The 286-nt window shown below is 65.7% G+C and carries 1 pseudogene; it reads right to left on the reverse strand.

The features are described 5' to 3' along the window. Window positions 1–286 (reverse strand): annotated as a pseudogene (locus PZH32_RS14070) (MFS transporter); the annotation flags it as partial.

Genomic DNA, 286 nt, shown 5'->3' on the forward strand with positions numbered 1-286 from the left:
CGCTCTCGTAGGTCAGCTCCTCTTCCTTCTCCACGGCCGACTCGCCGGGCTTGTGCTCGGCGCCCACGGGCAGAAGCCCCAAAACCGCCGGGCTCTTTCGCACGAAGAGCACCGTCAGCACCACCGAAAGCACCGTGGTGAACAGCGACATGATGGCGCGGGCCGTCTGCCAGCCATAGGCATCGATGAGGCCCTGGCCCACGGGGCTGGCAATAGCCGCCAGCAGCGACAGGGCCGGCGCCGTAATGGAGATGGCAATGCCGGCGTTCTTCTCGTACGTGGTGTT

Source organism: Adlercreutzia equolifaciens, assembly GCF_029076695.1.
GTDB lineage: Bacteria > Actinomycetota > Coriobacteriia > Coriobacteriales > Eggerthellaceae > Adlercreutzia > Adlercreutzia equolifaciens_A.